The organism is Nostoc sp. (assembly GCF_041747015.1).
Lineage (GTDB): Bacteria > Cyanobacteriota > Cyanobacteriia > Cyanobacteriales > Nostocaceae > Nostoc.
Genome location: NZ_JBGTFY010000367.1, coordinates 1 through 5,611, shown reverse-complemented (window position 1 = coordinate 5,611; position 5,611 = coordinate 1). Strand labels below are relative to the sequence as shown.

The following is a 5,611-nucleotide window of genomic DNA, read 5'->3' as shown; positions in this document are numbered from 1 at the left end:
ATGGAGTACGTTACTAATCAGTTAGTCGAGCAGATATGTAGAGAAATTGGAACTCAACAAATAGATAAAATTCGACCATTTATAAACCTTATTTTAATGAAGACACAGACACAAGGCGACACTGAGGAAGTTCAAGCCAGCCCTATTCTCACACTCATTGAAAATAAGATACGTACTATGTTTAGATCGGAAAAACTAATTGAATCTAAGCTGACTGAACTGAGAGAACTGCTGCATGCCCAACTCCTCATTAGAAGTAGGGCATGCAGGTGACAAATTTTGCAATCTGCTCATGTAACTGAAGACTAATTAAAGAGATCGTCTCAGGTAATATTATGTCCTACTGCATTAACCCCGAATGCCAAATCCGCGACAACGTTGACAGCAGAGAGACTTGTCTATGCTGCGTTAATCAACTGCATATTAGAGATCTTTATTGGCTAGTTGAACCTCTACGCCCCTTGAGTCAATCACCTGGTTGTGAAGTCTTTGAAGTAGTAGAGGATATGGATGATATGAGAGTGACGAAAGTCCTGAAGTCTCTAAAAAGCAATGAAGTGTCGGCTATTAGAAGGTTTGGGCAAGAAGCAAATATTTTGAGCAGTCTGAGCCATCCTGGGATTCCCAAAGCAGATCCAGATGAATATTTCTCCCATACGCTTAACAACGGTCGAATATTGAAATGTTTAGTGATGGAAAAAATTGAGGGGCAGAATTTGAAGGATTGGTTAGAAAAAAATGAACCAATTTCTCAAGATTTAGCACTGACGTGGCTAAAAGAACTTGCAGAAATTTTAGGTTGCGTGCATCAAGGTGGTTTTTTGCATCGAGATATTAAGCCGTCTAACATTATACGGAAACCCAATGGGCAACTCGTGTTAATTGATTTTGGTGTAGCCAAGAGGGTGACGGATGCAGAAGTTGATGAGCATAATAGCACAGTAGTTTATTCAATTGGATATACTGCTGTAGAACAACTAGAAGGCAGATCCGTTCCGCAGTCTGATTTTTTTGCTTTAGGGCGCACCTTTGTTCATTTGCTGACAGGTAGCCATCCCAAGTCTCTTATCAACTCCAAAACCGAGCAATTTACTTGGAAACAAAGTTTGCAGCAGGAAGTTTCCGATAAAGTAGCAAATTTTATTGATGAATTGATGGCTCCAAAGGTACAAGATCGACCTAAAGATACTCAAGCAATCCAGCTACGTATTAAGCAAATTTATGACGACTTGTATCCTCCACTGGAGCCAGAGCCACTTCCTCAGCCCCCGTTTCGCTGGTATCGGTGGGCAGTTATATTTGGGTTTCCCGTAATCCTATTGGTGGTGATAAAATGGCTATTTCTGCTGCCCCCACCCCTTTGTAATTCATCTGCTTTAGATGTGAGCGAGATGGCTTTCAGCCGCAATGGTAGCTATTTAGTAACAGCAAGTTTAGACAATACAGTAAGAGTTTCAAAAGCAGCTAGCAATAACAAGCAAGTCCATTGCGAGTTACTTAGAGATGGTGTAGTAGCTCTCAAATTTAGTCCATCAGATAGCACAAAAAAGGGGGCGGAAGAGGGGACAATAGCTACGGTAAAATTAGATGGCGGTGTAGAGTTGTGGAATGTAGATACTGAGGGTAATATCGAACGTTCACAAATTTTACAGGTCTTAGGTCGCGTAGTTGCCCTTGCCTTCAGCCCCCAAGGTAACTATCTTGCTACAGCCGCTGAAGGCGGCACTGTACAAGTATGGGATACAAACACATATGAAGAAATTAAGCTTAGACCATACGGTTCATACATAAAGGCTGTTAGCTTCAGTCAAGATGAAAAATATCTAGCTATTGTCGGATTGGATAAGAAAACAAATGTGTGGGAGTGGCAAACCACCGACAAACTTACACCACTGCCTAATGTAGTAGCCGTCGCTTTTAGTCCAAAGGATAGCAAGTATCTAGCCACAGGTGATGTTGAAGGCAATGTAAAAGTCCTCGACACAAACACCTTCAAGGTGGTTAACGAAGTAAATCTCGGATCTTACCCAACGGCTATCAGCTTTAGTCCAGAAGGAAAACATCTGCTCCTGCTCGGTTTGAACAAGAAAGCGAAGTTGTGGGAGTGGGAAAAACACAACGCAACCATAACCCTAGAACGCACCCCAAAGGATAAGGTAGTAGCAGCTACCTTCAGTCCAAAGGATGGGAAGTATATAGCTACAGCCAGTGCCAACGGGACTATAAGGGTATGGAACAACGATGGTACTTGGAGTGCGGACTTGCCAAATAGCTATAATAGTTTAACGGCAGTTGCCTTCAACCCAAAAGACGAGCAGCAGTTGGGTGTGGCGACTGCCGACGGCAGCGTACAGATAATAAACCGACCAGCGACAAAACAATAACGAGCTATTAGTCGTTTTATATTTTGCATTCAAATGGTTCAGAATCGTTAGATATTTTCGGCTCTAGTAGTAGGTCTTGGGTTTTCTTAGTTGCATCATCCATTGCCTTTTCATAACCATTTTTATCAACATTTAGAGCTTCACTAAGATATTTTTGTAAAATACAGGATGCCCGTGCATATTGAGGAATGCGTGGACGTACATATTCATCCGAAGAATTTTCTATAATATACAGCAGTTGTGGATAGTGGCTGTATTTAGCAACAATTTTTGGCTCGTAAAACAGGCGTTTAAGGCTTGGTACAGAGGCATATGCCAAGGTGAACTTCTGCTGAGATGCTGCACTCGTTAAGAACTTAATTGCTTGTAAAGCTTCTTTCTTGTGTCCTGTATTTTTAGCAATTCCAAAGCCCCAGCCGCCTCTGACTGTAACAATGCCCTTTCCTTCTGCAGAAACCACAGGTTTAATAGCAATATTACTAGGAAAAGAAATTTCTGAGTCATTAACCTCACGCCAGCTATCAGGCCAGTTACGCATAAAAACGGCTTGGTTGTCTCGAAATCGGCTGCGGGTATATTGTTCCTCGTAAGTTTTAAAATCTCGGGGAGAAATACCTTTTTTAATTGTGTCGCGTAAAAATTCAACTGCCTGTATCGCTTCTAATCTGTTTAGTCCTACTTCTTTTTGCTCGTTAATCCAGAAGCCCCCGTGACCGTAAAGCACCTCAACAAACATCGCTGCTAGTCCTTCATTAGGCTTACTCTGCCAGAGATAACCATATGGAATGCCTTTCTGTTGGATTATTTTTTGAGAAATTGCCAGCAAATCCTTAAATGTTTCTGGCGGGTCTTCATGTAACTCTTTTAGCCAATCTTCGCGGTAGAAAAGCACACCCACATCGGCGCGGAAGGGAATGCGATAAAGCTTTCCATCATACCTTCCATAGTTAACTTCACTAGGTAGAAAACCATTCAAGTCTTCCTTTGAAAACTCTTGAGTAAGATCCATCACCCATTCTTTCTCGGCAAACTCAGGAACCCAGATAATATCCATGTAAATCAGGTCATATGACGGTGATTCGCTTTGGAAGTCAGAACTGTAGATTTTTTTTACATCGTCGCTAAAATTTGGATCTTTTGGAGAATTCTTACTATAATTCCCTAGCTCAATCTTAATATTTTTGTTGTTGTGATTGAATTGGTCAATTAGCGGTAGCCAGTATTTAGCTTCGCGCACCGGTACTACAAAAGATAGAGTAACAACTGATGGATTAGTACAAGCAGAAAGCAACTTAATACATAGAACCAAGGCAAAAATTAGCCCCAAGATTCGTGGAAACTTTAGTTGCTGTAAGAATTTTTGCAGTCCACGTTTCATAAAGGTTGTAGCGTTCAATGCTCAAAAAAAGGGTTTAATTTGTTCCTACCTTGATTTCACTACCTGCTAGTGGAAGAAAGCGCTTACTGCAAACAAACGCAAAATAAATTCAGATGAACTTAACATTGCATTGGAGTTACCTAGTTGTCAGCAAAGGATTCGGCAGCTTTTGATGATTGAGAGGAATGTATCAGTTAAAGCTCGCAGTACACGGGAAACAGGATGGCGTAATAAGCTTCATTGATTTGAAAACAACAAAACGCATCCTCGCTGCCCAAACGGAAGCTGCTGTCTATATTGCTAACAAGAGTTGTCGCCAGAGTAGGTTGGTAGTGTTTTAGAGCTATGCTTTGGAGCTAAATTGGTAGTCCAATTTCATAGCTATTAACAAACAATCTAATCTCTAGCTCATGCATCAACTCTGTTTTGGAAAAGCATTATAGTTTACCATTATTGGTAGTTGAGCGATCGCTTTGAGTGGCATAGCAGTCAGCTAAGAACCACTATCTTTAATCACTGGTGGTTGCTGACAAACTGCTAATTGGCAGACCTTAACCAGTGAATGCACTACCCCATCATCTCCAACAACAACGCAATTACCATTCCCAACTCCTACTACAAATCCAGCCCGACTAGACATTCTGTGGTTGCTAACATCTTTAACTCGGCTGCCATAAGCAATCAATTGACCGTCATGCCCCCGCTCTAACTGGACTTGAGCCATCAGACTCACCAAGCGTTCCCGCAGGGCAACTGGGGCAAGTACCAAGATATCTCGCTGTGTCGCAGGTGGTAGCTGCTGCATCGAGCAGCAGAATTCCTGCGCGGCTTCGACATTCGTAACCTGAGCCATTAACTTTAGGTACTGCTGCGCCAACCCAGCGCAGAGGGATGAAAGCAATCGGGTGGGCATCTCCGCTGCATTACGACTAATGGCATTTTCTCCATCTGCGGCCAGATCGCAGTTAGCAGCAATTGCGTCAATTGTGTCAATTGAATCTTGAGATCCTTGCTGTCTTTCTGTTTCAACCTTTGACACTGCTGTCAAAGGCGTGTCAATTATGTCAATTTCATCAACTGGGACAACACTATCACTAGCTAACGCTACCCAATCAAGTCCGCTATTAAATGCCCCTTCTCCTGGGGGCGGCTCAACCTTTGCCACCTTTGGCTCTAACTGTTCCTGATTTGTGACTTGAGGCAACTGTTCCTGTTCCAAGAATGGCTCTGTTGACAGTTGACAACCCGATTGACGAGGAGCATCAACTGAGTTAATTGCAGTCCTGACAGGCTTTTGAACAATTGAATTGACAAATTGACAGTTTTCCAAAGCGTCACTTGATTCATCCCATACTTGAGGTGAATTATTCGCAGCTACCGGGACATACACCATATCAGACCCAACTCCTATAGTGCGACCATAACCAAGTTCCGCTAAAGTCTGCATTAAGGCGCGGATCTGCTCTATCGCCGTCTTTTTGAGAGCGCGAATACCGCTTTTGAGCTTGGAGGCAGTCACCTGACCCACCCTTTCGGTAAATTTTTGGATCTTCAACCCCAAGGCAGCTAGTCCTGAATCAGGAGAATTGTGCGTGTGGATCAGGCGGTACTGCCACAGATAGTAGGCGGCTAGTTCAATTGCTTTATCCATTGTCTCGCCACTGATTACTTGCGATGGCTTTTCGCCGCGCAGAACCGCATTGACAACGTGCAGCCATAGAGCGAGTCTAGCTGTGTAAGCTTCAATTTTCGGACAGGCTAATTGCAACCCAACGGAATCCTCAGCTAACTCGGCATCAACGAGTTGATGTTGCCAGGTTTCAAACAGTTGTTTGGCTTCAAAACTGAG

The 5,611-nt window shown here is 42.9% G+C and carries 4 protein-coding genes; 2 read left to right on the top strand and 2 right to left on the bottom strand.

Translation table 11 applies throughout. From position 1 onward, the window contains the following. A partial coding sequence (locus ACEW80_RS29215; RefSeq protein ID WP_373529961.1) for a hypothetical protein occupies positions 1 to 273 on the top strand: 273 nt, incomplete at its 5' end. Positions 274 to 335: 62 nt separating this feature from the next. After that, entirely contained in the window at positions 336 to 2,384 is a 2,049-nt protein-coding gene (locus tag ACEW80_RS29210) for a protein kinase (protein WP_373529960.1), read from the top strand. A 16-nt stretch (positions 2,385 to 2,400) separates the two neighbouring features. On the opposite strand, the gene ACEW80_RS29205 is transcribed toward ACEW80_RS29210, so the two are convergent. Together ACEW80_RS29205 and ACEW80_RS29200 are read right to left on the bottom strand one after the other, a co-directional pair. Continuing rightward, on the bottom strand, positions 2,401 to 3,762 hold the full coding sequence (locus tag ACEW80_RS29205) for an ABC transporter substrate-binding protein (protein WP_373529959.1): 1,362 nt from the start codon (positions 3,760 to 3,762) through the stop codon (positions 2,401 to 2,403). 493 nt (positions 3,763 to 4,255) lie between these two features. Further along, positions 4,256 to 5,611: DUF3987 domain-containing protein (locus ACEW80_RS29200; protein WP_373529958.1), on the bottom strand; the 1,356-nt coding region annotated here is incomplete at its 5' end.